The 23525-nt window shown below is 52.3% G+C and carries 25 protein-coding genes and 1 other annotated feature; of the genes, 13 read left to right on the plus strand and 12 right to left on the minus strand.

The window, feature by feature from the left end; translation table 11 throughout:
• Position 1 precedes the first annotated feature (1 nt).
• From pduV to WB371_RS05925, 3 genes are all read left to right on the plus strand, one after another.
• Positions 2-454, plus strand: a complete 453-nt coding sequence (gene pduV, locus WB371_RS05915; protein WP_336219173.1) for a propanediol utilization protein PduV — start codon at positions 2-4, stop codon at positions 452-454.
• A complete protein-coding gene (locus WB371_RS05920) occupies positions 439-1653 on the plus strand; it encodes an acetate/propionate family kinase (RefSeq protein ID WP_336219174.1) in 1215 nt (404 codons plus the stop codon). Before pduV ends, WB371_RS05920 begins: the two co-directional genes overlap by 16 nt.
• Positions 1654-1744: 91 nt before the next feature.
• Positions 1745-2611 carry an L-threonine kinase gene (locus WB371_RS05925; RefSeq protein ID WP_336219175.1) on the plus strand — a complete coding sequence of 289 codons (867 nt, stop codon included), beginning with the start codon at positions 1745-1747 and terminating at the stop codon, positions 2609-2611.
• A 33-nt stretch (positions 2612-2644) separates the two neighbouring features.
• Here WB371_RS05925 and WB371_RS05930 read toward each other — a convergent pair whose 3' ends face one another.
• From WB371_RS05930 to dacD, 4 genes are all read right to left on the minus strand, one after another.
• Positions 2645-2980: a DUF496 family protein gene (locus tag WB371_RS05930; protein ID WP_024130204.1), complete on the minus strand. Its 336-nt coding sequence runs from the start codon at positions 2978-2980 to the stop codon at positions 2645-2647.
• A 160-nt stretch (positions 2981-3140) separates the two neighbouring features.
• On the minus strand, positions 3141-4199 hold the full coding sequence (locus WB371_RS05935; protein ID WP_336219176.1) for an FUSC family protein: 1059 nt from the start codon (positions 4197-4199) through the stop codon (positions 3141-3143).
• Between the two features lie 124 nt (positions 4200-4323).
• Positions 4324-4797, minus strand: a complete 474-nt coding sequence (gene sbmC / locus WB371_RS05940) for a DNA gyrase inhibitor SbmC (RefSeq protein ID WP_336219177.1) — start codon at positions 4795-4797, stop codon at positions 4324-4326.
• A gap of 122 nt (positions 4798-4919) precedes the next feature.
• The gene (gene dacD, locus WB371_RS05945; protein WP_336219178.1) at positions 4920-6092 is read right to left on the minus strand and encodes a serine-type D-Ala-D-Ala carboxypeptidase DacD; all 1173 of its coding nucleotides are present in this window, start codon (positions 6090-6092) and stop codon (positions 4920-4922) included.
• A gap of 240 nt (positions 6093-6332) precedes the next feature.
• Here dacD and sbcB point away from each other — a divergent pair, with 240 nt between their 5' ends.
• Positions 6333-7757 (plus strand): exodeoxyribonuclease I, encoded by a 1425-nt coding sequence (sbcB, locus tag WB371_RS05950; protein WP_336219179.1) that lies wholly within the window; start codon positions 6333-6335, stop codon positions 7755-7757.
• Positions 7758-7932: 175 nt separating this feature from the next.
• Here sbcB and WB371_RS05955 read toward each other — a convergent pair whose 3' ends face one another.
• The 4 genes from WB371_RS05955 to WB371_RS05970 form a co-directional block, all read right to left on the minus strand.
• Positions 7933-9294 (minus strand): APC family permease, encoded by a 1362-nt coding sequence (locus WB371_RS05955; protein ID WP_336219180.1) that lies wholly within the window; start codon positions 9292-9294, stop codon positions 7933-7935.
• Positions 9284-9346 carry a membrane protein YoeI gene (gene yoeI / locus WB371_RS05960; protein ID WP_099433339.1) on the minus strand — a complete coding sequence of 21 codons (63 nt, stop codon included), beginning with the start codon at positions 9344-9346 and terminating at the stop codon, positions 9284-9286. The genes WB371_RS05955 and yoeI overlap by 11 nt, the downstream gene beginning before the upstream one ends.
• A 215-nt stretch (positions 9347-9561) precedes the next feature.
• Entirely contained in the window at positions 9562-10491 is a 930-nt protein-coding gene (locus tag WB371_RS05965) for a LysR substrate-binding domain-containing protein (protein WP_336219181.1), read from the minus strand.
• Between the two features lie 45 nt (positions 10492-10536).
• Positions 10537-11361: an SDR family oxidoreductase gene (locus tag WB371_RS05970; protein WP_336219182.1), complete on the minus strand. Its 825-nt coding sequence runs from the start codon at positions 11359-11361 to the stop codon at positions 10537-10539.
• Between the two features lie 162 nt (positions 11362-11523).
• On the opposite strand from WB371_RS05970, the gene hisL reads away from it, so the two are divergent.
• From hisL to hisIE, 9 genes are all read left to right on the plus strand, one after another.
• Positions 11524-11574, plus strand: a complete 51-nt coding sequence (gene hisL / locus WB371_RS05975; protein WP_001364200.1) for a his operon leader peptide — start codon at positions 11524-11526, stop codon at positions 11572-11574.
• Positions 11550-11672: a sequence feature (His leader region), on the plus strand. Its footprint overlaps the gene before it by 25 nt.
• 46 nt (positions 11673-11718) lie before the next feature.
• Positions 11719-12618: an ATP phosphoribosyltransferase gene (hisG, locus tag WB371_RS05980; RefSeq protein WP_336219183.1), complete on the plus strand. Its 900-nt coding sequence runs from the start codon at positions 11719-11721 to the stop codon at positions 12616-12618.
• Positions 12619-12715: 97 nt separating this feature from the next.
• Positions 12716-14020, plus strand: a complete 1305-nt coding sequence (gene hisD, locus WB371_RS05985; RefSeq protein WP_336219184.1) for a histidinol dehydrogenase — start codon at positions 12716-12718, stop codon at positions 14018-14020.
• Positions 14017-15096 carry a histidinol-phosphate transaminase gene (gene hisC / locus WB371_RS05990; protein ID WP_336219185.1) on the plus strand — a complete coding sequence of 360 codons (1080 nt, stop codon included), beginning with the start codon at positions 14017-14019 and terminating at the stop codon, positions 15094-15096. The genes hisD and hisC overlap by 4 nt, the downstream gene beginning before the upstream one ends.
• Positions 15093-16160, plus strand: coding sequence for a bifunctional histidinol-phosphatase/imidazoleglycerol-phosphate dehydratase HisB (hisB, locus tag WB371_RS05995; RefSeq protein ID WP_336219186.1), 1068 nt, complete (start codon positions 15093-15095; stop codon positions 16158-16160). Before hisC ends, hisB begins: the two co-directional genes overlap by 4 nt.
• A complete protein-coding gene (hisH, locus tag WB371_RS06000) occupies positions 16160-16750 on the plus strand; it encodes an imidazole glycerol phosphate synthase subunit HisH (RefSeq protein ID WP_336219187.1) in 591 nt (196 codons plus the stop codon). The genes hisB and hisH overlap by 1 nt, the downstream gene beginning before the upstream one ends.
• Positions 16750-17487, plus strand: coding sequence for a 1-(5-phosphoribosyl)-5-[(5-phosphoribosylamino)methylideneamino]imidazole-4-carboxamide isomerase (hisA, locus tag WB371_RS06005; RefSeq protein WP_336219188.1), 738 nt, complete (start codon positions 16750-16752; stop codon positions 17485-17487). Before hisH ends, hisA begins: the two co-directional genes overlap by 1 nt.
• The gene (gene hisF / locus WB371_RS06010) at positions 17469-18245 is read left to right on the plus strand and encodes an imidazole glycerol phosphate synthase subunit HisF (RefSeq protein WP_336219189.1); all 777 of its coding nucleotides are present in this window, start codon (positions 17469-17471) and stop codon (positions 18243-18245) included. The genes hisA and hisF overlap by 19 nt, the downstream gene beginning before the upstream one ends.
• Positions 18239-18850 carry a bifunctional phosphoribosyl-AMP cyclohydrolase/phosphoribosyl-ATP diphosphatase HisIE gene (gene hisIE / locus WB371_RS06015; RefSeq protein WP_336219190.1) on the plus strand — a complete coding sequence of 204 codons (612 nt, stop codon included), beginning with the start codon at positions 18239-18241 and terminating at the stop codon, positions 18848-18850. Before hisF ends, hisIE begins: the two co-directional genes overlap by 7 nt.
• 62 nt (positions 18851-18912) lie before the next feature.
• Here hisIE and wzzB read toward each other — a convergent pair whose 3' ends face one another.
• The 4 genes from wzzB to WB371_RS06035 form a co-directional block, all read right to left on the minus strand.
• A complete protein-coding gene (wzzB, locus tag WB371_RS06020) occupies positions 18913-19896 on the minus strand; it encodes an LPS O-antigen chain length determinant protein WzzB (protein WP_336219191.1) in 984 nt (327 codons plus the stop codon).
• A gap of 144 nt (positions 19897-20040) precedes the next feature.
• The gene (gene ugd, locus WB371_RS06025; RefSeq protein ID WP_336219192.1) at positions 20041-21207 is read right to left on the minus strand and encodes a UDP-glucose 6-dehydrogenase; all 1167 of its coding nucleotides are present in this window, start codon (positions 21205-21207) and stop codon (positions 20041-20043) included.
• Between the two features lie 236 nt (positions 21208-21443).
• Entirely contained in the window at positions 21444-22850 is a 1407-nt protein-coding gene (gene gndA, locus WB371_RS06030; protein ID WP_336219193.1) for an NADP-dependent phosphogluconate dehydrogenase, read from the minus strand.
• Positions 22851-23013: 163 nt separating this feature from the next.
• Positions 23014-23511, minus strand: coding sequence for a WbuC family cupin fold metalloprotein (locus tag WB371_RS06035; protein WP_336219194.1), 498 nt, complete (start codon positions 23509-23511; stop codon positions 23014-23016).
• Between the last annotated feature and the right edge of the window lie 14 nt (positions 23512-23525).

Consider the following 23525-nt stretch of genomic DNA (forward strand, 5'->3'; position numbering starts at 1 on the left):
AATGAAACGCATGATGTTGATTGGTCCCAGTCAGTGTGGCAAGACATCGCTGACGCAGAGTCTGCGCGGTGAAGCACTCCAGTATCAAAAAACCCAGGCGATTGTCTGGTCCGCCGGGACAATCGACACCCCCGGCGAATATCTGGAAAACCGCTGTTTGTACAGCGCTCTGCTGACAAGCGCCTGTGAAGCAGACGTTATTGCCCTGGTACTCAATGGCGATGCGCAGTGGTCGCCCTTTTCTCCAGGCTTCACCGCGCCGATGAACCGGCCCGCCATCGGCATACTCACTAAGGCGGATTTAGCCGCCCCGCAGCAAATAGCACGCGTCACACAATGGCTGGAACAGGCTGGCGCGCAACGTATTTTTGTTACCAGCGCGGTAAACCACTCCGGGCTTGATGAACTGTTTGCCTTTTTGAATCACAAGGAATCCTCATGTCTCACAAAATAATGGCGATTAACGCTGGGAGCTCATCGCTTAAATTTCAGTTGTTGGATATGCCGCAGGGCGACCTGTTGTGCCAGGGGCTCATTGAACGAATTGGCATGGCGAATGCGCAAGTCACGCTAAAAGCGCAAGATCAAAAATGGCAATTAACCACCCCGGTTTCCGATCATCGCGAGGCCGTGACGATTCTTCTCGAAATGTTGATGAGTCATCGCATTATCAACAAGATAGAAGATATCGACGGGGTCGGGCATCGGGTTGCGCATGGCGGAGAATCGTTTAAAGATTCGGTTCGCGTCACGGATGCATCACTGGCGGAAATTGAACGACTTGCCGAACTGGCTCCTTTACACAATCCGGTTAATTTGCTCGGTATCAACGTCTTTCGCCAGTTGCTGCCAGATACACCCGCGGTGGCCGTGTTCGATACCGCCTTTCATCAGACGCTGGACGAGCCAGCCTATATCTACCCGCTTCCGTGGCGCTATTACGAAGAATATGGCATCCGCCGCTACGGTTTCCACGGAACCAGCCATAAGTATGTCAGCGCGACCTTAGCCGAAAAGCTTGGCGTGCCGCTCAGCGCGCTGCGGGTCATCTGTTGCCACCTGGGCAACGGCAGCAGTGTTTGTGCCATTAAAGGCGGTCAGTCGGTGAATACCTCTATGGGCTTTACGCCACAATCCGGTGTGATGATGGGTACCCGCAGCGGGGATATCGACCCGTCCATTTTACCGTGGGTAGCGCAGCGGGAAGGCAGGACGCCACAACAGCTCAATCAATTGCTGAATAATGAATCCGGGCTGCTTGGGGTATCAGGCGTTTCGCATGATTATCGCGACGTCGAGCAGGCCGCTGATGCGGGCAATCCCCGCGCTGCGCTTGCCTTAAGGCTGTTTGCTGAACGTATTCGCGCCACTATTGGTAGTTACATTATGCAAATGGGTGGACTTGATGCGCTGGTCTTTACCGGCGGGATTGGGGAGAACGCCGCGCGTGCCCGAGCGGCGATTTGCCAGAATCTGCATTTTCTCGGACTGAGTATTGATGATGAGAAAAACCAGCGAAATGCAACCTTCATTCAGACTGAAAACGCGATGGTCAAAGTGGCGGTGATCAACACCAACGAAGAGTTGATGATTGCTCAGGATGTGATGCGGATTGCCCTCGCAGAAACGGAAACATTCGCGGTTTCAGCTTAAGTTCGCGCTGTGCAAATTGCGGCAAATCATGGTAATAGCGTAATCACCGTGACACTATTCGCCGAGGATTTCAGACCAGACAGGTGATAACGTGGCTGTTGCACAGTGCCCCGCATCATGCGGAGAACTTATTCAGGGCTGGATTATGGGCAGCGAGAAACTGGTCTCCTGCCCTGTTGACTGGTACAGCACCGTCGAAGTCAGCGACGGTTCCCCTTTACCCGACGAGCGCCCTCTTTCTCGCGCCATGGTTAATCGCCTGCTTGAGCACTGGAACTATCCCGCCAGTCTGAGTCAGGGTATCCGCCTGGAAGTCCACTCAACGATTCCTGTCGCTAAAGGAATGGCCAGTAGCACCGCGGATATCGCTGCAACGGCCGTCGCCACCGCACGCCATCTCGGTCATCATCTTGATGAAACCACCCTTGCGCAGCTTTGTGTCTCGCTCGAACCAACGGACAGTACCGTTTTTCACAAGCTGACTCTGTTCGATCACAATGACGCGTCCACGCAAATCCCCTGCGACTCACCACCAGAACTGGATCTCCTCGTGCTGGAAAGTCCGCAAACCTTACGCACCGCGGACTATCACCGCATTCCACGACTGGCGGGGTTACAGGCAGGCGCGCCCGCGCTGAAACGGGCATGGGAAAAAGTACAGGAAGCGTGCGCAGAGCGGAATCCGTGGCGGATGGGAGAAGCAGCAACGCTGAGCGCTATCGCCAGCCAGATGCTGTTACCCAAACCGGATTTCGATGCGCTATTGTCTCTGGCAGAAGAGTGCGAGTTATACGGTGTGAACGTGGCACACAGCGGTAGCGTCGTCGGGCTGATGCTCGACAGGCAGAAACACGATGTGGAAAAGGTTACGTGGTTACTGGCAAAACAAAGACTCACTGAACACTGGCCGGAGAGACACCTACTGCGGATGGTCAGCGGCGGCGTGAAATGTCAGTGAGGATCGCATTCTGATCCTCACTGCGCAGAGACGTCATTCGGCTTTCGCGTCGCCGTTTTTCATCTCGCCCATCGCTTTCAGCTTTTTAGAGATGTCGCGACGTTCTTTGGAAATTTCAGCATTTTTGATGATGTAGTCATCAACGCGATCTTCATAGTCGCTTTTCATGCTGGCGATAATGCCCTGAATAGCTTCAACGCTCATACCAGGCTTGATGTAGTCGCTCAGGTTGTCCAGCAGCAGAACACGTTTCTGGTTGTCACGGATCTTTTTCTCAACGTCCTGGATTTCACGCTGCAGTTTGTTTTTACGACGGAACAGACGAACAAATTCCAGCACGTCCTGGAAAGATGGCTTGTTAGTTTCCATTTTTACACCCCTGATAATGTGAGATTCGGATTCGTTTAAACGTTAGGGCTAACATTACTTTTAGCAGCCACAAATGACAATGGCTTCATTCTTGCCTTCATCATACCCCGATTCCTTGCTGAATCGAAGCAGCAGCAACCGTATTCCCCTTGTCTGCTTGTTATTTGCGCAGTGCGCGGCAGATCAGATGGGACAAAAGCTCCAGTTGACGGGCGGTTTCGAGACTCAGCCACACGTAACCATGAATCGGTGTTTCGGTAACATTACTCTTTTCATGTTGACGAATCAGCGCGCGCAGCTCGTTGACGCTCTCATTGAGTTTTTCGGTGTTGGCAAGGATCGGCTGTGGATTCCCCTCAAACAGCGCATGCGCAATGGTCAACAGCGCCTGCTGCGTTATCTGTTGGTTTTCTCGTAAAGTGTGGGCGTTAAGCATAACAAAATGGCTGGCGCGTGTGGCCCACAGCGCGTTAATTTGCAGCTCAAGCATACAGACCAGATTACGGTTAACGGTTTGAATGGCTTCGAAAACCGATTTCTGGATATGGCTTTCTTTGCTGGCTGGCGGGATAAGCCCCCGCATTTTCACCACGTCACCCAGCAGTTGTTGCAGATGCTTATCCAGACGAGGACGTTCCAGTAAATTGGGCGACAGCGCGGCCTGGTAGACACGATTGTATGCCGTTACGCAGTGCGCTAACTGGATACGCCAGTGTATAAAGGCCCGTTGCGCCCAGATGCCGGTAAACAGCATGGCGAGAAGCGACCCCAGAATGACATCGCCACCGCGCCAGAGCGCCGTTTCCATATCGCCTGGGGGCGCCCCCACCACAACGGCGAGGGTAATGCCGATCAACAGCGCCTGATACGGCCTTTTGCCCAGCGCAAGCCAGCCGCATAAGAACATTGCCGCCGCACACCAGAGCAACATCAATGGCAGGGAGAACAGCTCCAGGCGCAGCGCGACCAGCCCCAGCACCGAGCCGAGAATAGTGCCGCCAATACGCTCCCACGCGCGGGGCACGACGTTACCCCAGAACGAGATCGGTCCCATAATCACCACCAGCGTGATCAAGGGCCACGTGCCTTCCGGAATATGAAACAGTCGAACGAACAAAAAGGTCAGGATAAACGCCAGGGCAATGCGAATACCATGCACAATGCGGTAATGGCGATAAAGGCGAATCTCAAAGGGGCTCAGCGACTTGTCGGCACGCACTCAGGCACTCCGTCAGACAAAGAGAAAAAAGGATTGTACCTGCTTTTGACGGAAAAGATCACCGCAACGAACAGAACATCACGCTAAGCGTAGTCGCTCCGCGCCTGTCCGCCGCGTTTTAGGCTTATTTGGCAGTCGGTTGTACTGCGATATACATTTCGATATCCCAGTAACCGTCTTTGCAACCATCATTCAGATAGACTTCAAAGCAGGGTTTGCTCGCCATTTCATACGCACTGTCCTGCAGCAGACTATTGAAAAACTGATACCACGGTGTCGCAAAGTCGTCATTATCGACCCGCGCGACTGCGGTTGCATACAGGCCGCCCTCTATTTCACTGAGCGTCACGCCTTCGCTGTTATCCGGAATAACAAAATCGGCAGGTACAGAAACAACCGTGCTGCAACGCAGTTTCTCGGCAGGCACTTCATCCGGGTTGTCGAAGTAAACGGCGATCCACTCCAGAGGGACCACCTGCTTGTCGTTTACCCACATCATCAACTGTTCAAATCCTTGCTTTACCGTCTTCTCCCACGGCCCCACCAGATGGAAACCTGCAACGGTGCGCTTATCAGCCTGTCTGATCTCGTAGTTCATGTTGCCTCCATAGTTACACTGTATTTATATACAGCATAACTAAGCCAGATTAACAGTCTCAAGAAATTTGTGATTATTATGTGAGCAGAGCCGAACTCCTGCCACTCTCCTGCCAGAAATCATCAGACTTTGTGGTGGAAATAATCGCTTAATCGGGAGAACACGCCCCCTTTGCCGACCGCTTCCAGTGTGACCAGCGGCCAATGAGCGACCACTTTATCACGGTCGTAGAGCTCGATTTCTCCTACCTGCTGATGCGCGGCGAGCGGTGCTTCAAGCGCCTTTTTATTCAGGATGTATTTCGCTTTGATATTCGGGATTTCCGCTTTCGGTATTGCCATCCAGAAATCCTGCTCTGTGCCTAAAGCGATATTCTCTTTGTCACCGTACCAGATGCGCTCTGTGCCCACCTGCTTGCCACGTCTGAGGATCTGCACCGTATCGAAATTCTGTTGTCCCCAGTGCAACAGTTTACGCGCCTGTTCCTCACGCCCTTTCGGGCTGGACGCCCCCATCACCACCGCAATCAGACGGCGCTGACCATCCACCGCCGACGCAATCAGGTTAAAGCCCGCGCCGGACGTGTGCCCGGTTTTCAGACCATCGACGTTCATGGTTTTATCCCATAGCAGCCCGTTGCGGTTTTGCTGGGTGATGCCGTTCCAGGTAAGGCTTTTCTCGCTGTACATATGGTAAAACGCAGGTTCACCGTGAATGATGGCCCGGGAAAGCACGGCGAGATCGTAAGCAGAACTGTGTTGACCGGGCGCATCCAGGCCATGAACCGTCTCAAAATGGGTATCCCACAAGTTGAGCGTCTTAACAGCGTTGTTCATCATGGCGACAAACTGCGGTTGCCCACCGGCAATGTAGTCTGCCAGCGCCACGCAGGCATCGTTGCCGGAATCGACAATCAGCCCACGGCTTAAATCACGCACCGATACCCGGTCGCCTTCTTTAAGAAACATTAATGAGGAGCCGACGAAAACCGGATTGTTTTTCGCCCACGCATCGCGCCCCACTGTCACGATGTCATCCGGCGTGATGCGATGGCTGTCGATGGCGCGATCGACCACATATCCGGTCATCAGTTTGGTCAGGCTGGCGGGATCACGCTGCTGGTGCTCATTACCGGCGGTAAGAACTTGTCCCGTAGTGTAATCCATCAGTACCCAGGAACCGGCTTCAATATCCGGCGGGGGCGGCGCAAAATCAGCCGTACTGGTAGCACGAGCAGAAGAGAGATTCATCAGGAGTAAAGAAGTGGCAATAAACAGACGGCATTTCAACAGCATGTCCTCAGGCGTTCCCAAATAGCCGTTCTTTTTACGGAAAATTTGCAAAACAAACAGGGATTAATTGCAAGAAAATGTGACTTAAAGCACATTTTTAACCATCTGGTTGAACGCTCGCCTCTCAGGACACGCCTGTTTCTTCATCTCTTCCCGGCAGGTTGGGCTGAATACCGCGCCGAACTTTGATACTCTGTTGCGTTCAGACAGCGCGTAAACAGATGTCACGGAACCCACTTATTTATGAATGACGGCAAGCATCAACCCACCTTTCTCTTTCACGATTACGAAACCTTCGGCACGCATCCCGCCCTCGACAGGCCTGCGCAGTTTGCCGCCATTCGTACGGACAGCGAATTCAACATCATTGGCGATCCCGAGGTCTTCTACTGCAAGCCTGCGGACGACTATTTGCCCCAGCCTGGCGCCGTGATGGTCACCGGGATCACGCCGCAGGAAGCGCGAGAAAAAGGCGAGAACGAAGCCGCATTTGCCGCGCGGATCCACGCCCTGTTTACCGTTCCGAAAACCTGCATTATTGGCTACAACAACGTGCGCTTCGATGACGAAGTGACGCGCAACGTTCTGTACCGTAACTTCTACGACCCCTACGCCTGGAGCTGGCAGCATGACAATTCCCGCTGGGATCTGCTGGATGTTATGCGTGCCTGTTACGCCCTGCGACCAGAAGGCATTAACTGGCCGGAAAATGACGACGGTTTGCCAAGCTTTCGCCTGGAACATCTGACAAAAGCGAACGGTATTGAACACAGTAACGCGCATGACGCTATGGCTGATGTGTACGCCACCATTGCGATGGCGCAACGGGTGAAATCACACCAGCCGCGCCTGTTTGATTATCTCTATACCCACCGGAGCAAACACAAGCTCGCCGCGCTGATTGACGTGCCGCAAATGAAACCGCTGGTCCATGTTTCCGGTATGTTTGGCGCCTGGCGCGGCAACACCAGTTGGGTCGCGCCGCTGGCATGGCATCCGGATAACCGTAATGCCGTGATCATGGTGGATCTGGCGGGCGACATTTCCCCGTTACTTGAGCTGGACAGCGACACCCTGCGTGAGCGCCTGTACACCGCCAAAGCAGATTTGGGCGATAACGCCGCCGTGCCGCTGAAGCTGGTGCATATCAACAAATGCCCGGTACTCGCGCAGGCGAATACGCTGCGTCCGGAAGATGCGGACCGCCTGGGTATCAACCGCCAGCGCTGCCTCGATAATCTGAAGGTTCTGCGCGACAATCCCCAGGTGCGTGACAAGGTCGTCGCCATTTTTGCCGAGGCGGAACCGTTCACCCCGTCTGATAACGTCGATGCGCAACTCTATAACGGTTTTTTCAGCGACGCTGATCGTGCGGCAATGAAGATTGTGCTGGAAACCGACCCGCAAAATCTGCCGGCGCTGGATATCACGTTTGTCGATCCGCGTATTGAAAAGCTACTGTTTAACTATCGGGCGCGTAACTTCCCCGGCACGCTGGACGAAGCGGAGCAACAGCGCTGGCTGGAGCATCGCCGTCAGGTCTTTACGCCCGATTATTTACAGCGTTACGCCGATGAAATACAGGGGCTGTACCAGGAGTATGCGGATGATAAAGAGAAGCAGGGCTTGCTGAAAGCACTCTGGCAGTACGCGCAAGAGATTGTCTGAAATTCGCCTTCCACCCCGGATTTTGCCTCGATCAGTGAGAACGGAAAACCTGCTTAGCAACGAATGGTTATGAATGTTGGCTGAAATAAATCGCAGGCATAAAAAAAGCCGAAGTGGTTAACTCCGGCTTTCTGCCCATTAGCGCTTCGCTTACCGGGCCTGCAGACGTTATGAATTACTGCGCAATATCTTCATACTGCGGTACCGGGTTGCGGAAGCTTTTGGTTACGCAAGCCAGATATACCAGACCGATACCGGCCCAGATCAGACCCAGAACCATAGAGCTCTCTTCCAGGTTGATCCACAGTGCGCCAACAGTCAGCGCGCCGCAGGTCGGCAGAATCAGGTAGTTGAAGTGGTCTTTCAGCGTCTTGTTACGTTTTTCGCGGATCCAGAACTGTGAAATCACAGACAGGTTCACGAAGGTAAACGCCACCAGCGCACCGAAGTTGATCAGCGCCGTCGCCGTCACCAGGTCAAAGTTGATCGCCAGTAGCGCGATCGCACCGACCAGCAGCACGTTCCATGCCGGGGTACGCCACTTCGGATGAATGTAACCGAAGAAACGGGTCGGGAACACGCCATCACGTCCCATGACGTACATCAGACGTGAAACGCCCGCATGCGCCGCCATACCGGATGCCAGTACGGTCACGCTGGAGAAAATCAGCACGCCCCACTGGAAGGTTTTACCCGCCACGTACAGCATGATTTCTGGCTGAGACGCATCCGGATCCTTAAAGCGAGAGATATCCGGGAAGTACAATTGCAGGAAGTAGGATGCGCCGATAAACACCAGCCCGCCAATCAGCGCGGTCAGGAAGATGGCTTTAGGGATCACGCGCTCTGCGTCTTTAGTCTCTTCAGACAGAGAAGAGATACCGTCAAAGCCGAGGAATGAGAAGCACAGAATCGTTGCACCAGTAATCATCGGCACGACATGCGCGCCTTCAGACCAGAACGGACGCGTGCTGGTCAGCGTACCTGCGCCTTCACCGTGCGAGACACCGTAGATGATCAGGCCGACAATCACCGCCACAATACCCATCTGCAAAATCACAATCAGGGTGTTGAAGTTCGCCACGGTCTTGATGCTACGCAGGTTAGAGATGGTCATAAAGGCCACCAGCGCGACAACAAAGATCCACGACGGCACCGACGGCACCAGCGCTTCAAAGTAAATTTTAGCCAGCAGGATGTTGATCATCGGCATGAACAGGTAGTCAAGCAGAGATGACCAACCCACCATAAAGCCAACGGTCGGGCTAATGGATTTCTGGGCGTAGGTATACGCAGAGCCAGCAGACGGGAAACGGCGAACCAGTTTACCGTAGCTCAACGCAGTAAAAAGAATCGCGATCAGCGCAAAGGCATACGCCGTTGCAACATGACCGTCAGTGAGGCCCGAAACGATACCGAATGTATCGAACAGCGTCATCGGCTGCATATAGGCAAGACCCATCATTACAACCGGAATCAGCGTAAGGGTTTTACGCAATTCCACGCGAGAGGTTTTTGGAGTAACGTTATGCGACATGGTCATTCCCCTTTACGGCGAATGCCGTCGCGTAAGCAAAAAATTGCCCCATTTTCTGGATTCCTCAGCGACAACAACTGTCGGTTTTTAGTAAATATCTATCCGGTACGGAGCCCGGCCTCTTTGTTTGAATGATTGGTTTGATGCAAAAAAATAACCGACGCGTATGAAAACGTCGGTTAATCTCATTTTTTGCAAGCGGCGCATTGTGCCCTAAATTGAGGCAAAATGACAAGAGAATGAGAGCCTTGTCATGAAATTTTTTTCTTAACGGGTTGATTTGTCTGCATCGCCTTTTGTATAGACTCCCGCAATAGCACTATTTGCTAAAATCGCTTCCCGCCACCAGGCGCTGGCAAGGCCTGCGGTCTGTTCATTCCAGCCAATCCATACCGGTTCGAAGAGAATGTGCTCCACGACTTTTTTCTCAACCAGCGCACCAATTTCCAGAAATCGTTGCGCCAGATAACGTGGCAAATAGCCGCAGCCCAGCCCACTGATTTGCAGCTCAAGTTTGGTCTTAAAATCGAAAACGGTAATGGCTTCCTGGTCGTCAAGTAACTGTGTCGCCGTGAAGGAAGATTGCGGGGAGCTGTCGCCGACCACAATCGCACGGCAGCGCTTAATGGTGCTTCGGCTCAGCGGTTCCGCCTCCTGCGCGAGAGGATGATGCGGCGCAACCGCAAAAACCTGCTCCAGCTCGCCCAGACGCGCAAAGCCATAGTCGCTGGATGCCGGCGGTTCATGCATCGCCCCCACAATGATATCCGCCCGCCCCTGAGTCAGCGCCTCCCACGATCCGCCTAACACGCCGTTGATGAATTTCAGGCGCGTCACGTTGTGGTGCTGATAAAAGGATTCAATAAGCGGTGCGAGCAGGGAAAAAGGAAAAGTATCGTCCACACCGATGACCAGTTCATTCTCCCAGCCCTCGTGTAGTTTTATCGCCTGCTTCTCCAGTTCCCGCACGGTGTGAAGCACTTCACGCCCTTTTTCCAGCAGCATTTGACCGGTACGTGTGAACCGCGCGCGATGGCCGCTGCGATCCAGAATCTGGATATTGAGGTCGCTTTCAAGTCGATGAACGGTATAACTGAGGGCCGACGGCGTCTTATACAGTTTGGCCGACGCCGCCGCGAAACTGCCCTCTTTTTCCAGGGCATCGAGAATGATGAGCACATCCAGCAGTGGTTTCATACACACCTCCTTGAGGTGTATGGCGGCTAACTGCTGGCTTATGCATTATTCCAGTGGCATCACCAGCGGATCGGGGTACTGGTACTCAAACCCAAGCTCATTGCAGATCCGGCTGCCATCGATAATTTTACCATTACCGTTGCCTGCACAATCCAGGAACTGTGGCGGCGCCATCCCCAACAGACGCGCCATCTGCGGATAGAACACATTACGTGCAGGATGCGAAGGCGCACATATATTATAGATGTGTCCCCCCTTCGGTGCCTGTAACAACAGGGTAATGGCGGCAATTACATCTTCCAGATGAACCAGATTGACGCCATGCTCGCCATTTGGCGCGGTTTTCCCGGCAAAGAAACGCCCCGGATGACGCCCCGGTCCCACAAGTCCCGCCAGACGCAGAATATCAACTGACGTTCCTGGCAGGTTGTGCAGCCAGTCTTCCAGCTCTTTTAATGCTCGTCCACTGGCGGTCACCGGATGACGCTCGGTCCCCTCTTTCACCGTTCCCTGAATATCGCCATAAACAGAGGTCGAACTGGTAAAAATAATGCGCGGAATACGATAAGCCAGCGCGCTGTCCACCAGTTCCTGCATCGCCTGTAAATAGAACGCTTCACCAGGGCCACTACGACGAGCCGGTAACGTGATCACCAGCGCATCAACATCCATTAGCGCATCAAGGTCATCCGTTTCGCAGACCAGTTCAGGCTCAAGACGCAGAGGATACCCTTCTATTCCACTCATTCTGGCCGCTTCCACGCCGTCTTCGGTGGTTTTGCTCCCCTTCACCTGCCAGCCTCTGGCAGTAAGCGACATGGCCAGAGGCATACCTAACCATCCTAAACCGACAATTGCGACCTTTTTCATCCGTTCTCTCCTGACTCTGGCACTATTGGTATAAGGCTACGCCCGCGATCAATGACTGACAATTCATACTATAAATATGAATTAAAAAAAGCGCTTGCTTTATGCCGTTAAAGTGGTTTAGGTTAAAAGGCATCAAATGAATAAGCATTCATCGAGAATTTTATGACACGCGTTCAATTTAAACACCACCATCATCACCATCATCCTGACTAGTCTTTCAGGCGATGTGTGCTGGGAGACATTCAGATCTTCCAGTGGTGCATGAACGCATGAGAAAGCCCCCGGAAGATTTCTTCCGGGGGCTTTTTTTTGGTGCGCGATTCAGACCGGTTCAGACAGGATAAAGAGGAAAAGAGAATGTTAGATAACACCCGTTTACGCATAGCTATTCAGAAATCAGGCCGTTTAAGCGATGACTCACGCGAATTGCTGGCCCGCTGTGGGATAAAAATTAACTTACACACCCAACGTCTCATCGCGATGGCGGAAAATATGCCGATTGATATTCTGCGCGTGCGTGACGACGATATTCCGGGCCTGGTGATGGATGGCGTCGTTGATCTGGGTATCATCGGGGAAAACGTGCTGGAAGAGGAACTGCTGAACCGTCGCGCCCAGGGTGAAGATCCGCGCTACTTTACGCTGCGTCGCCTCGACTTTGGCGGTTGTCGCCTTTCTCTCGCCACGCCGGTAGACGAAGCCTGGGATGGCCCTTCCGCCCTCGACGGTAAACGTATCGCCACCTCTTATCCACACCTGTTAAAGCGTTATCTCGACCAGAAAGGCGTCTCTTTTAAATCCTGTCTGTTGAACGGTTCTGTTGAAGTCGCCCCTCGCGCCGGGCTGGCGGATGCGATCTGCGATCTGGTGTCCACCGGTGCGACGCTGGAAGCCAACGGCCTGCGTGAAGTGGAAGTGATTTATCGTTCTAAAGCCTGTCTGATCCAGAGAGATGGCGAGATGGCCGACGCGAAACAGCAGCTTATCGACAAACTGCTGACCCGTATTCAGGGGGTTATCCAGGCACGCGAATCGAAATACATCATGATGCACGCGCCGAGCGAACGTCTGGAAGAGGTGATTGCCCTGCTTCCGGGGGCCGAACGCCCGACCATTCTGCCGCTGGCTGGCGATCAACAGCGCGTGGCGATGCACATGGTGAGTAGCGAAACGCTGTTCTGGGAAACAATGGAAAAACTGAAAGCGCTCGGTGCCAGCTCGATTCTGGTCCTGCCGATTGAGAAGATGATGGAATAATTGCATGCGACGGCGTCCGGTGGCGCATTCGCTTACCGGTCCTGCGGGTCAGTAGGCCGGATAAGCAAGGCGTCATCCGGCATAAAAGGAAAGTGACATGAGCTTTAACACAATCATTAACTGGAATACCTGTTCCCCCAAACAGCAGAGTGAACTGCTGATGCGCCCGGCAATTTCGGCTTCTGACAGCATCAGCCGCACCGTGAGCGAGATTCTGGATAACGTGAAAGCGCGCGGTGACGCAGCTCTGCGCGAATACAGCGCAAAGTTTGATAAAACCGAGGTTGCTGCGCTGAAGGTCAGCGCAGAAGAAATCGCTGCCGCTGGCGCTCGGTTGAGTGACGATCTCAAACGCGCCATGGCCGTCGCGGTGCAAAACATCGAAACCTTCCACACTGCGCAACAATTACCGACCGTTGATGTGGAAACCCAGCCAGGCGTGCGCTGCCAGCAGGTTACGCGCCCTGTCGCCTCCGTCGGTCTGTACATTCCCGGCGGCTCCGCCCCGCTCTTTTCCACCGTTCTGATGCTCGCTACCCCCGCACGCATCGCAGGCTGCAAAAAGGTGGTGCTGTGTTCTCCACCGCCGATCGCCGATGAAATTCTCTATGCGGCGCAGCTGTGCGGTGTGCAGGAGGTCTTCAATGTGGGCGGTGCGCAGGCCATCGCCGCCCTGGCGTTTGGCAGTGAGTCGGTACCAAAAGTCGACAAAATTTTTGGTCCTGGCAACGCGTTTGTCACCGAAGCGAAACGTCAGGTCAGCCAGCGTCTCGATGGCGCAGCCATTGACATGCCTGCCGGTCCTTCCGAAGTGCTGGTGATTGCTGACAGCGGCGCAACGCCGGAATTTGTCGCCTCTGACCTGCTTTCACAGGCAGAGCACGGCCCGGATTCGCAGGTTATCCTGTTGACCCCGGATGCCGATATCGCGCGCCGCGTTGCCGACGCCGTGGAACGCCAGTTGGCTGAACTTCCACGCGCGGAAACGGCACGTCAGGCGCTCAGCGCCAGCCGGCTGATTGTGACAAAAGACTTGTCGCAGTGTATCGCCATTTCGAATCAGTATGGCCCCGAACACCTCATCATTCAGTCGCGTAACGCACGCGATCTGGTGGATGCAATCACCAGCGCCGGTTCGGTATTCCTTGGCGACTGGTCGCCGGAATCGGCGGGGGATTACGCCTCCGGCACCAATCACGTGCTGCCAACCTATGGGTACACCGCCACCTGTTCCAGCCTCGGACTGGCGGATTTCCAGAAGCGCATGACGGTTCAGGAACTGTCGAAAGAAGGTTTTTCCGCCCTGGCGTCAACCATTGAAACACTGGCGGCGGCAGAACGCCTGACCGCGCACAAAAATGCCGTTACCCTGCGTGTTAACGCCCTGAAGGAGCAAGCATGAGCACAGACAACACACTCAGCGTCACCGACTTAGCCCGAGAAAACGTCCGCACTCTGACGCCGTATCAGTCAGCTCGTCGTTTAGGCGGTAATGGCGACGTCTGGTTAAATGCCAATGAATTCCCGACCGCGGTGGAATTTCAACTGACGCAGCAAACGCTCAACCGCTACCCGGAGTGCCAGCCGAAAGCGGTGATTGAAAACTATGCCCAATACGCGGGAGTCAAACCGGAACAGGTACTGGTCAGCCGTGGCGCGGATGAAGGCATTGAACTGCTTGTTCGTGCCTTCTGCGAACCAGGGAAAGACGCGGTGCTCTACTGCCCGCCAACCTATGGCATGTACAGCGTCAGCGCCGAAACGATTGGCGTCGAATGCCGCACTGTACCGACACGAGCCGACTGGCAACTGGATTTGCAGGGTATCTCTGACAATCTGGAAGGCGTGAAAGTGGTCTACATCTGTAGTCCCAATAACCCAACCGGGCAACTGATTAATGCGCGGGATCTGCGCACGCTGCTGGAACTGACCCGTGGCAAAGCCATTGTCGTCGCCGATGAAGCCTATATTGAGTTCTGCCCCCAGGCAACGCTGGCAGGTTGGCTTCCCGAGTATCCTCACCTCGTCGTTCTGCGTACGCTCTCTAAAGCCTTTGCGCTGGCTGGACTGCGCTGTGGCTTTACGCTGGCGAATGAAGAGGTCATTAACCTGTTACTGAAGGTTATCGCGCCTTACCCGCTTTCCACTCCCGTGGCAGATATCGCTGCACAGGCGCTTAGTCCGCAGGGGATTACTGCCATGCGTGATCGCGTCGCGCAGATTCTGCTTGAACGTCAGTATCTGGTGAAGGCACTTAACGAGACAGCCTGTGTGGAACAGGTATTTGACTCCGAAACTAACTACATACTGGCACGCTTCACGGCATCGAGTAGCGTATTTAAATCGCTGTGGGATCAGGGCATTATCTTACGTGATCAAAACAAACAACCTTCTTTAAGCGGCTGTCTGCGTATTACTGTTGGTACCCGTGAAGAAAGCCAGCGCGTCATTGACGCATTACGTGCGGAGCAAGTATGAGCCAGAAGTATCTCTTTATCGATCGAGATGGAACCCTGATTTCCGAGCCGCCTGCCGATTACCAGGTGGATCGTTTTGACAAACTCGCCTTTGAAGCCGACGTTATACCGGTGCTGCTGAAGTTACAGAAAGCGGGCTTTAAGCTGGTGATGATCACCAACCAGGACGGGCTGGGAACGCAAAGTTTCCCACAGGCCGATTTCGACGGGCCGCACAATCTGATGATGCAGATCTTTACCTCCCAGGGCGTGCTGTTTGACGAGGTGCTGATCTGCCCGCATCTGCCAGCGGATGAGTGCGATTGCCGTAAGCCGAAAATCAAACTGGTTGAGCGCTACCTTGCCGAACAGGCGATGGACAGGAGCAATAGCTACGTCATTGGCGATCGTGCCACTGATATCCAGTTGGCGGAGAACATGGGCATTACGGGACTACGATATCACCCTGAAACGCTGAACTGGACGGCAATTGGCGACCTGCTAACCAAACGCGACCGCTACGCGCACGTTGAGCGCATGACCAAAGAGACGCAGATTGACGTTAAAGTCTGGCTGGACCGTGAAGGGAGCAGCAAAATCAACACTGGCGTCGGCTTCTTCGATCACATGCTTGACCAGATTGCGACGCATGGCGGGTTCCGCATGGAAATCACCGTCAAGGGCGATCTCTATATCGACGACCATCACACCGTTGAGGATACAGGTCTGGCGCTGGGTGAAGCATTAAAACTGGCGCTCGGTGATAAGCGCGGCATTAACCGGTTTGGTTTCGTGCTGCCGATGGATGAATGCCTGGCGCGCTGCGCGCTGGATATCTCCGGACGTCCACACCTTGAGTACCGCGCCGAGTTTACCTATCAGCGCGTGGGCGATCTGAGTACGGAGATGATCGAACACTTCTTCCGCTCGCTCTCGTACACCATGGGCGTGACATTACATCTGAAAACCAAAGGCAAAAACGATCATCACCGCGTGGAGAGCTTGTTTAAGGCGTTTGGCCGTACCCTGCGCCAGGCCATCCGCGTTGAGGGCGATACCCTTCCCTCCTCGAAAGGAGTGCTGTAATGAACGTGGTGATTCTCGACACCGGCTGCGCCAACCTGAACTCGGTGAAATCTGCCGTCGCACGCCATGGTTATTCTCCTGTCGTCAGTCGCGACCCGGATGTGGTGTTGATGGCTGACAAGCTTTTCCTGCCGGGCGTTGGCACCGCGCAGGCGGCGATGGATCAGTTACGCGAGCGTGAACTGATTGAGCTTATCAAAGCCTGCACTCAGCCCGTCCTCGGGATTTGCCTGGGAATGCAGATCCTGGGACGTCGCAGCGAAGAGACGCGCGGCGTCGAGCTGCTGGGCATTATCGACGAGGATGTGCCGAAGATGATCGATGTCGGCCTGCCGTTACCGCACATGGGCTGGAACCGGGTTTATCCGCAGGCGGGAAATCGTCTGTTTCAGGGCATCGAGGATGGGGCTTATTTCTATTTTGTACACAGCTATGCCATGCCGGTGAATCCGTGGACCATCGCCCAATGCCACTATGGCGAACCGTTCACCGCTGCCGTGCAAAAAGATAACTTCTTTGGCGTGCAGTTCCACCCGGAGCGTTCAGGTGCCGCGGGAGCCCAATTGCTGAAAAACTTTCTGGAGATGTAATGATCATTCCGGCTTTAGATTTAATTGATGGCACCGTCGTCCGCCTCCATCAGGGCGATTATGCTCAACAGCGCGATTACGGTACCGATCCGCTACCGCGCTTGCAGGATTACGCGACGCAGGGCGCGGAGGTGTTACACCTGGTTGACTTAACGGGCGCGAAAGATCCGGCAAAACGTCAGATCCCGCTGATTAAAAATCTGGTGGCAGGCGTGAACGTTCCGGTTCAGGTCGGCGGCGGGGTGCGAACAGAAGACGACGTCGCAGCCCTGCTGACCGCGGGCGTCGCCCGCGTTGTGGTCGGTTCCACGGCGGTAAAATCGCCTGACGTGGTGAAAGGCTGGTTCAGGCGTTTTGGTCCCGACGCGCTGGTGCTGGCGCTGGATGTGCGCATTGATGAGCAGGGAAACAAGCTGGTTGCCGTCAGCGGCTGGCAGGAGAACTCCGGCGTTTCGCTGGAAGCACTGGTTGAGACCTATCTGCCGGTGGGCCTGAAGCATGTTCTTTGTACCGATATCTCTCGCGACGGCACACTGGCAGGGTCAAACGTCTCGTTGTATGAAGAGATCTGCGCAATGTATCCGCAGGTCGCCTTTCAGTCCTCTGGCGGCATTGGCGATATTGATGACGTTGCCGCGCTGCGCGGAACCGGCGTGCGCGGCGTGATCGTAGGACGCGCGCTGCTGGAAGGTAAATTCACCGTTAAGGAGGCCATCCAATGCTGGCAAAACGTATAATCCCTTGCCTTGATGTTCGCGATGGTCAGGTCGTCAAAGGCGTACAGTTCCGCAATCATGAAATCATCGGTGACATTGTCCCGCTGGCTAAACGCTACGCCGATGAAGGCGCTGATGAGCTGGTGTTTTATGATATCACCGCCTCCAGCGACGGCCGGGTTGTGGATAAAAGCTGGGTCTCGCGCGTCGCCGAAGTGATCGATATTCCTTTCTGCGTGGCTGGCGGAATAAAGTCACTTGAGGAGGCGGCTCAAATTCTCTCCTTTGGGGCTGACAAAATCTCCATCAACTCGCCAGCGCTGGCGGATCCGACGCTGATTACCCGTCTTGCGGAGCGTTTTGGTGTGCAGTGCATCGTGGTAGGCATTGATACCTGGTATGACGCTGAAAGCGGTAAATACCATGTGAACCAGTATACCGGCGATGAAAACCGTACGCGTGTCACTACCTGGGAAACACTCGACTGGGTGCAGGAAGTGCAAAAGCGCGGCGCCGGTGAAATTGTTCTTAATATGATGAATCAGGACGGCGTGCGTAACGGTTACGACCTGGTGCAATTGAAAAAGGTCCGCGAGGTTTGCCACGTACCGCTGATTGCCTCCGGCGGCGCGGGAACCATGGAACACTTTCTGGAAGCGTTCCGTGATGCCGATGTCGACGGAGCGCTGGCGGCCTCCGTCTTCCACAAACAGATAATCAATATTGGTGAATTAAAAGCGTACCTGGCAACACAGGGCGTGGAGATCAGGTTATGTTAACAGAGCAACAACGCAGTGAACTGGACTGGGAAAAAACCGACGGACTGATGCCTGCCGTCGTACAGCACGCGGTGTCTGGTGAAGTGTTGATGCTGGGGTATATGAACCCGGACGCGCTGGAGAAAACTCTTGAAACGGGCAAAGTCACTTTTTTCTCGCGTACCAAACAGCGTTTATGGACCAAAGGCGAAACCTCCGGAAACTTTCTTAACCTCGTCAGTATAGCGCCCGACTGTGATAACGATACCCTGCTGGTGCTGGTTCACCCAATCGGGCCGACTTGTCATAAGGGCACCAGCAGTTGCTTTGGAAATACCAGTCACCAATGGTTGTTTCTGTATCAACTGGAGCAACTGCTCGCTGAGCGAAAAACGGCTGACCCGGCAAGTTCCTATACCGCAAAACTGTACGCCAGCGGCACCAAGCGTATCGCGCAAAAAGTGGGTGAAGAAGGTGTCGAAACGGCGCTGGCAGCGACGGTACGTGACCGCTTCGAATTAACTAACGAAGCGTCGGACCTGATGTATCACCTGCTGGTGCTGCTGCAGGATCAGGATCTCGACTTAACAACCGTGATTGAGAACCTGCGCAAGCGCCATCAATGATTTTCAGACGTAAAAAAAACCGGGCGAATTTTCATGCCCGGTTTCTTAATCAGCCTGTTGGCTTAGTTTGCTTTTGGTTTATAGCTACGCAACGCGTTACGTCCCAGAACCACACCCGCGCCAATCATCGCGCCAAGCAAGGCGGCAAGCACCAGCGTAATGGCCTTTTTCGGGCTGTCACGATGGATTGGCAAAGTCGGCTTCATGACGTAACGATAGGCATGAATACTATCCGGATCGATTTTCAGTGCTTTGACCGCTAACAGATTCTGACGTGTCTGATAGTAATAATCAGAGAAGGTTAACGGACGCGTCGCTTCGTTCTCAATCATTGAAGAAAGTGCGTCACTCCCTAACATAAACATCGTGTCCTGGGAAACCTGATCGGCTTGTTGAACCTGAGGCAGCTTGATATTAGCCTGTCTGGCAACGGATAACGCCTGGCTGATTTGCGCAATACGCAGAGATTTCTGCTCTTTCGCTACCTTTTCCTGCGCTATCAATGATTGTTCTAAATCAGATGTTCGCGACGTGATGCTCATTGCCAGGTCAGCATTGATTTCTTTAGCCACCAACTCATCAATTTGCTGGATATATTTTGCCAGTGTTTTCCGGGCATCTTCCGCCGTTGGAGCCTGATAAGTGACCTTCAAGGGTAGCGGCTGACCTTTGACGGATGAATCGATAGTCAATTTTTCTGGTTTAGCCTGGTTGTCAAGCGTCTCACTCAGTGCAGAAAACGCAGAATTGAAACGGCCTATAAAACTTGTCTGTGCATCACTAATTTTTTGGGCATCTGCGCCATAGAGAACGCCCATTGCATTAGTATATTCCGCTAATTGCCCTGCGTCGGGTTGAGTGATTATCGCCGTTGAGGTCCATTTCTCTTTCGCCACGGTCAGATAGCCCACAGCAAACAGAATCGCGATAATAACACACACAATGAGGGTTATTTTTCCACGCCAAAGCTGAACCAATAAATCAATTAAATCAATCTGTTCCGGCTCATTGTTGCGACCAGAAAGGATGTTATTTTCCACTGTCATCAATATCCTGAATATGAATAGGCTTAAGCTCGAAACAGTGTATCTGGAAACTTAATTTTTTCCATAGGAAAATTGACAGGATGGCAAAAATTAGTGACGCTTTTTTAAGCGGTTAACAGGGAGTCCGTTCCCCAAGGTTGGCACTTAATCACTCCCGAAGAGATCGCGAGTATAAACCTTATCAGTGACGTCTTTCAGATCCGGGGCCATACGATTTGAGATAATGACATCAGAAAGTGCTTTAAAGTGAGTTAATTCACGTTCCACACGGGAATTGAAAAATGTTTCTTCCTGCATAACCGGTTCGTAAATCACTACTTCAACACCTTTAGCTTTTATACGTTTCATGATGCCCTGAATTGAAGAGGCACGGAAATTATCTGATCCACTTTTCATTATTAAGCGATATATACCAACCACTTTAGGCTTACGCGCAAGAATGGCATCAGCGATAAAATCTTTACGGGTACGATTAGCATCCACAATCGCCGAAATAATATTATTCGGAACAGACTGATAATTTGCCAGAAGCTGTTTGGTATCTTTAGGCAAACAGTAACCGCCATAACCAAAAGACGGATTGTTATAATGATTGCCAATTCGCGGATCCAGACAGACACCTTCAATGATTTGCCGCGTATTCAGTCCCAGCGTTTCAGCGTAGCTGTCCAGTTCGTTAAAATAAGCGACCCGCATTGCCAGATAGGTATTCGCAAAAAGTTTAATCGCCTCGGCTTCAGTGGAATCGGTAAACAGTGTCGGAATATCTTGCTTGATAGCCCCTTCCTGAAGCAGTGCTGCAAAACGCTCTGCCCGCGCTGAACGTTCGCCGATGACGATCCGGGAAGGATGAAGGTTATCATACAGCGCCTTCCCTTCGCGTAAAAATTCTGGAGAGAAAATGATGTTTTGCGTATTGAATTTTTTCCCCATTGCCGCAGTGAAACCAACGGGCACAGTAGATTTAATAATCATCACCGCATTCGGATTAATATTGAGTACGTCCTGAATAACAGACTCTACGCTGGAAGTGTTAAAATAATTCGTTTTCGGATCGTAATCAGTCGGCGTCGCAATAATGACATAATCGGCATTTGTATATGCTTCAATCTTATCCAGCGTTGCCTTAAAGTTAATTTCCTCTGAACTTAAAAACTGCTGGATTTCCTTATCAACAATCGGAGATATCCGATCATTTAACATTGCAACGCGAGCGGGAATGATGTCTAACGCAACCACCTCATGATGCTGCGCGATTAACAAACCATTAGACAAGCCCACATACCCGGTACCGGAAACGGTAATTTTCATTTCATGCTCTCAGAATTAACTTAACCAGACATCATGATGTATTTGCACCCTGACACGTTATAAACGTTTTAGCGTCAGAGCGAGCAGAGTGTCAACGAAGCCAATTACAATTAGGATTATCTTTATCATCCTAAATGCAGAATATTAAGTTAATATTAAGCAATGAAAAATATGCAATAAGAATCAGGATAAAAAAAAGCCCGGTATAAACCGGGCAATAGAGAATTACAAAGCGGTTATTCCAGCCATTCGGTATGGAAAACACCTTCTTTGTCAGTACGTTTGTAGGTATGGGCGCCAAAGTAGTCGCGCTGCGCCTGGATCAGGTTGGCCGGTAACACTGCGGCACGGTAGCTGTCATAGTAGGCAACAGCAGCAGAGAACGTAGGAACCGGGATACCGTTCTGAACAGCATAGGCAACCACATCACGCAGTGCCTGCTGGTATTCATCAGCGATGTTCTTGAAGTACGGATCCAGCAACAGGTTTGCAATTCCTGCATTCTTCGCGTAAGCGTCAGTAATCTTTTGCAGGAACTGGGCGCGGATGATACAGCCGGCACGGAAAATCTTCGCGATTTCACCGTAGTTCAGATCCCAGTTGTACTCATCAGACGCAGCGCGCAACTGCGAAAAGCCCTGAGCATAGGAAACAATTTTACCGAGGTACAGCGCACGACGCACCTTCTCGATAAATTCAACTTTGTCACCTGCAGGCTGCGCTTTCGGCCCCGTGAGCACTTTAGATGCAGCAACACGCTGATCTTTCAGAGAGGAGATGTAACGTGCAAATACCGACTCGGTGATTAAAGACAGTGGCTCTCCGAGATCCAAAGAACTCTGGCTGGTCCACTTCCCTGTACCTTTGTTAGCCGCTTCGTCCAGGATGACATCGACAAGGTATTTACCTTCTTCATCTTTTTTCGTGAAGATGTCTTTGGTGATGTCGATCAGGTAGCTGCTAAGCTCACCGTTGTTCCACTCCGTAAAGGTGCTTGCCAGCTCTTCATTAGAGAGGTTCAAACCACCTTTCAGTAGAGAATAAGCTTCAGCTATCAATTGCATATCGCCATATTCAATGCCGTTATGAACCATCTTCACATAGTGACCTGCGCCATCGGCACCAATATAGGTGACGCATGGTTCGCCATCTTCCGCCACAGCTGCAATTTTCGTCAGGATCGGCGCTACCAGTTCATACGCTTCTTTCTGTCCGCCAGGCATGATAGAAGGCCCTTTCAGCGCCCCCTCTTCACCACCAGAGACGCCAGTACCGATGAAGTTAAAGCCTTCAGCAGAGAGCTCACGGTTACGACGGATCGTGTCCTGGAAGAACGTATTACCACCATCAACGATGATATCGCCCTTATCCAGAAAAGGTTTCAGGGAATCAATGGCCGCATCGGTCCCTGCCCCTGCTTTCACCATTAACAGGATACGACGAGGCGTTTCGAGAGATTCAACGAATTCTTTCACCGTGTAGTAAGGCACCAGTTTCTTGCCTGGATTTTCGGCAATTACTTCTTCGGTCTTTTCACGGGAGCGGTTGAACACGGAGACGGTATAACCACGGCTCTCGATGTTGAGCGCCAGGTTGCGCCCCATCACTGCCATACCGACGACGCCGATCTGTTGCTTGGACATTACATACTCCTGTCAGGTGTGGTCACCACGCGACGTATGCGCGGCTTGAATGTATTGAAGATGTTAACTCAGGATTTGGAAGTAAGATAGCCTAATCTTAGTTTGAATAAAAACCTAAGAATAAAATGAAAAATATTAAGCAATAATATGAAACCCAAGAGAATTAAGTACAAAAATTTTTCCCAATCACCAGATTTGACATCATTTTCATAATAGATTGTCGAGCTATCATCGAAACATCTTCAGAACTTGACCATTTTGGAACTGACTTAGCAAAATGCTCATCAAAAGGTCCCTCCTTCACTTCCATAATAACAGCCGAAGCAGAACGGCATATCAAGGTATGATAGGTTAATGGTGGAATGAGTGCTAAGAAATTATCTTGTCTTTCACCGAGAGCAATAATATCGACTATGTATCCAGCATCATCAAATATGAGTAAGTCAACATCACCTCTTATTATTTGAAATTGCTCCCATTGATTTGGCAGCTCATGACAATGAGGCGGGATATATGTCCCCTCTGCTAAAGCAATAATAACTCGCTGCACAATATCGTGATGGCTTTCATGAAGAACAGAATGAACTCTCAATCGAGGTGAATTTATTGCTTCCTGTACAAGCGTGTCAATTTGTTCATGAGTAAAAATAGATACATTCATTATAACCACCTCAA

The sequence above is a fragment of the Citrobacter amalonaticus genome (genome assembly GCF_037053465.1).
Classification (GTDB): Bacteria; Pseudomonadota; Gammaproteobacteria; order Enterobacterales; family Enterobacteriaceae; genus Citrobacter_A; species Citrobacter_A amalonaticus_H.

Bases quoted from the DNA above. Each gene is read 5' to 3' on its own strand.
- pduV (WP_336219173.1), top strand. From the start codon at position 2: ATGAAACGCATGATGTTGATTGGTCCCAGTCAGTGTGGCAAGACATCG.
- WB371_RS05920 (WP_336219174.1), top strand. From the start codon at position 439: ATGTCTCACAAAATAATGGCGATTAACGCTGGGAGCTCATCGCTTAAA.
- WB371_RS05930 (WP_024130204.1), bottom strand. From the start codon at position 2,980: ATGGAAACTAACAAGCCATCTTTCCAGGACGTGCTGGAATTTGTTCGT.
- sbmC (WP_336219177.1), bottom strand. From the start codon at position 4,797: ATGAACTACGAGATCAGACAGGCTGATAAGCGCACCGTTGCAGGTTTC.
- dacD (WP_336219178.1), bottom strand. From the start codon at position 6,092: ATGCTGTTGAAATGCCGTCTGTTTATTGCCACTTCTTTACTCCTGATG.
- sbcB (WP_336219179.1), top strand. From the start codon at position 6,333: ATGAATGACGGCAAGCATCAACCCACCTTTCTCTTTCACGATTACGAA.
- WB371_RS05955 (WP_336219180.1), bottom strand. From the start codon at position 9,294: ATGTCGCATAACGTTACTCCAAAAACCTCTCGCGTGGAATTGCGTAAA.
- WB371_RS05965 (WP_336219181.1), bottom strand. From the start codon at position 10,491: ATGAAACCACTGCTGGATGTGCTCATCATTCTCGATGCCCTGGAAAAA.
- WB371_RS05970 (WP_336219182.1), bottom strand. From the start codon at position 11,361: ATGAAAAAGGTCGCAATTGTCGGTTTAGGATGGTTAGGTATGCCTCTG.
- hisG (WP_336219183.1), top strand. From the start codon at position 11,719: ATGTTAGATAACACCCGTTTACGCATAGCTATTCAGAAATCAGGCCGT.
- hisD (WP_336219184.1), top strand. From the start codon at position 12,716: ATGAGCTTTAACACAATCATTAACTGGAATACCTGTTCCCCCAAACAG.
- hisC (WP_336219185.1), top strand. From the start codon at position 14,017: ATGAGCACAGACAACACACTCAGCGTCACCGACTTAGCCCGAGAAAAC.
- hisB (WP_336219186.1), top strand. From the start codon at position 15,093: ATGAGCCAGAAGTATCTCTTTATCGATCGAGATGGAACCCTGATTTCC.
- hisH (WP_336219187.1), top strand. From the start codon at position 16,160: ATGAACGTGGTGATTCTCGACACCGGCTGCGCCAACCTGAACTCGGTG.
- hisA (WP_336219188.1), top strand. From the start codon at position 16,750: ATGATCATTCCGGCTTTAGATTTAATTGATGGCACCGTCGTCCGCCTC.
- hisF (WP_336219189.1), top strand. From the start codon at position 17,469: ATGCTGGCAAAACGTATAATCCCTTGCCTTGATGTTCGCGATGGTCAG.
- hisIE (WP_336219190.1), top strand. From the start codon at position 18,239: ATGTTAACAGAGCAACAACGCAGTGAACTGGACTGGGAAAAAACCGAC.
- wzzB (WP_336219191.1), bottom strand. From the start codon at position 19,896: ATGACAGTGGAAAATAACATCCTTTCTGGTCGCAACAATGAGCCGGAA.
- ugd (WP_336219192.1), bottom strand. From the start codon at position 21,207: ATGAAAATTACCGTTTCCGGTACCGGGTATGTGGGCTTGTCTAATGGT.
- gndA (WP_336219193.1), bottom strand. From the start codon at position 22,850: ATGTCCAAGCAACAGATCGGCGTCGTCGGTATGGCAGTGATGGGGCGC.
- WB371_RS06035 (WP_336219194.1), bottom strand. From the start codon at position 23,511: ATGAATGTATCTATTTTTACTCATGAACAAATTGACACGCTTGTACAG.